General features: G+C 66.1%; 2 protein-coding genes and 1 pseudogene. 2 read left to right on the forward strand and 1 reads right to left on the reverse strand.

Annotation, left to right across the window (positions count from 1 at the left end):
* Nucleotides 1–338 (reverse strand): annotated as a pseudogene (locus VFH65_RS11440) (DedA family protein); the annotation flags it as partial.
* A gap of 80 nt (nt 339–418) precedes the next feature.
* Between VFH65_RS11440 and VFH65_RS11445 the strand changes: the two are divergent.
* Together VFH65_RS11445 and fbaA are read left to right on the forward strand one after the other, a co-directional pair.
* The gene (locus VFH65_RS11445) at nt 419–1432 is read left to right on the forward strand and encodes an alcohol dehydrogenase catalytic domain-containing protein (RefSeq protein WP_353321543.1); all 1014 of its coding nucleotides are present in this window, start codon (nt 419–421) and stop codon (nt 1430–1432) included.
* A gap of 57 nt (nt 1433–1489) precedes the next feature.
* The gene (gene fbaA / locus VFH65_RS11450) at nt 1490–2527 is read left to right on the forward strand and encodes a class II fructose-bisphosphate aldolase (RefSeq protein WP_353321545.1); all 1038 of its coding nucleotides are present in this window, start codon (nt 1490–1492) and stop codon (nt 2525–2527) included.
* Nucleotides 2528–2626 lie beyond the last annotated feature (99 nt).

The raw sequence follows: 2626 nt of genomic DNA on the forward strand, positions 1-2626 counted from the left end.
CGAGCATTGGGCTTGAACATCGCGGTGCCCACGTAGCGACCGATGAAGTAGCCGACCTGTCCACCGAGGACGGCGGCGATCGGGATGAAGACCAGCAGTTGCCACAGCTGGAAGTTGGCCTGGCCCGCAGCGGCGGTACCTGCGGCGAGCATGCCCGCCACAAAAAGCAATGTGTCGCCGGGCAGGATCGGGAACAGCACCCCCGACTCGACGAAGATGACGACCAGCAGCCCCACCAGGGCCCACGTCCCGAAGTAGCCGATGAGCTTGATCGGGTCCAGGAAATCCGGCATGAGCGCCAGCTGGTTGGCGGCGGCAGAGACGGCCGTGGTGGTCATGGCACACCAAGATACCGGCGAGCTGTACAGAGGCCCGTTGACCAGGTGTGCGCGGCCGCTGCCGGCGATATGGTCGGCTCATGCCCACGCACAAAGCCGTTCAAGTTGCGGCGGCAGGAGCGCCGCTCACCCTTACCGATGTCGACACCACCTCGCCTCCGCGTGACCACGTCCGGATCGCCGTCGCGGCCTGCGGCGTTTGTGGAACCGACCAGGGGATCGTCCATGGTGGCTTCCCAGACATGAGCTGGCCGGTGATTCCGGGACATGAGGTCGCGGGGACGATCGCGGAACTCGGCGAAGGTGTCGAAGGGTTCGCCGTCGGCGACCGGGTGGCGGTCGGCTGGTTCGGCGGCAACTGCAACAGGTGCGTCCCCTGTCGCAAAGGCAAATTCATGCAATGCGACAACGGGCAAGTGCCCAGCCTGGCTTACCCCGGGGGCTACGCAGAGTCGATCACCGTGCCCATAACCGCGTTGGCCCGCATCCCCGACGGATTGTCGTTCGCCGAAGCTGCTCCGATGGGCTGTGCTGGGGTCACCACCTTCAACGGCCTGCGTCAGAGCAAGGCCGTCGCGGGGGATCTCGTCGCCGTGCTCGGCATCGGCGGGCTCGGACACCTCGGTGTCCAGTGGGCGCGGGCGATGGGATTTGAGACCGTCGCGATCGCCCGCGGTGCGGACAAGGAGGCCAGCGCTCGCGAACTCGGCGCCCACCACTACATCGACTCGACGGCGACGGACGTCGCCGGGGCTCTGCAGTCCCTCGGTGGCGCCAGTGTCGTGCTCGCGACGGCGGCGAACTCCGCGGCGATCGGTGGGACGGTCGGGGGCCTCGGCCCGGAGGGAGAACTCGTCGTCGTCGGGGTGACCGCCGACCCGATGCCGATCAGTCCGGTTGATCTGATTCTTGCGGGCCGGACGGTGACCGGGCATCCATCGGGCACGGCGCGAGATGTGGAGGAGACGATGCACTTCGCCGTACTGTCGGGTGTGCGTGCATGGATCGAGGAGCGACCGCTGGCTGAGGCGGCCGAGGCATACGCCGCGATGGGTGAAGGCCGTGCCCGCTACCGGATGGTCCTGACAATGTGAGCTCGCCTCGTTCTTGAGATACTGCGCAGACATCTGCATTCGCCGAGAGGAACCGTCATGCCCATCGCAACGCCCGAGGTCTATGCCGAGATGCTGGGCCGGGCAAAGGAGCACTCGTTCGCGTTCCCGGCCATCAACTGCGTGGGCTCGGAATCCGTTAATGCCGCTATCAAGGGATTCGCCGATGCGGGCAGCGACGGCATCATCCAGTTCTCCACCGGCGGGGCGGAGTTCGCCTCCGGCCTCGGCATCAAGGACATGGTGACCGGCGCCGTCGCACTGGCCGAGTTCGCCCACATCGTCGCAGACAGGTACCCGATCACGGTCGCGTTGCACACCGACCACTGCCCGAAGGACAAGCTGGACACCTACGTGAAACCGCTGCTGGCCATCTCGCAGAAGCGCGTCGCCGAGGGCCGCAACCCGCTGTTCCAGTCGCACATGTGGGACGGCTCGGCGGTGCCGCTCGACGAGAACCTCGAGATCGCCCGCGAGCTTCTCAAGGAGGCCGCGGCCGCCAAGATCATCCTCGAGATCGAGATCGGCGTGGTCGGCGGCGAAGAAGACGGCGTTGCCCACGAGATCAACGACAAGCTCTACACCACCCCTGAGGACTTCGAGAAGACCATCGAGGCCCTCGGCGCAGGCGAGCACGGCAAGTATCTGCTGGCCGCGACGTTCGGCAACGTGCACGGCGTGTACAAGCCGGGCAACGTCAAACTGCGCCCGGAAGTTCTGGCCGAGGGGCAGAAGGTCGCCGCGTCCAAGCTCGGATTGCCCGAGGGCGCAAAGCCTTTCGACTTCGTCTTCCACGGCGGGTCGGGCTCGCTGAAGTCCGAGATCGAGGATTCGCTGCGCTACGGCGTTGTGAAGATGAACGTCGACACCGATACCCAGTACGCGTTCACCCGCCCGCTGGCCGGACACATGTTCGCCAACTACGACGGTGTGCTCAAGATCGACGGTGAGGTCGGCAACAAGAAGGTCTACGACCCGCGCAGCTACCTGAAGAAGGCCGAGGCGTCCATGAGCGAGCGGGTGGTCGAGGCGTGCACCGACCTACACAGCGCGGGGCGGTCTGTTTCTGCCGGCTGACCCGGCTAGAGTCTGACCGGTGAAGCGTCCAATTCTGATCGCCCTCTGCTCGTTCGCGGCCGTCTTGGGATCGCTTGCCGTCGCCTCACCGGCCGCGGC

This window comes from Mycobacterium sp. (assembly GCF_035697385.1).
Lineage (GTDB): Bacteria > Actinomycetota > Actinomycetes > Mycobacteriales > Mycobacteriaceae > Mycobacterium.

Excerpts from the sequence above, each read along its gene's own strand:
- fbaA (WP_353321545.1), top strand. The coding sequence starts at position 1,490 with ATGCCCATCGCAACGCCCGAGGTCTATGCCGAGATGCTGGGCCGGGCA.
- VFH65_RS11445 (WP_353321543.1), top strand. The coding sequence starts at position 419 with ATGCCCACGCACAAAGCCGTTCAAGTTGCGGCGGCAGGAGCGCCGCTC.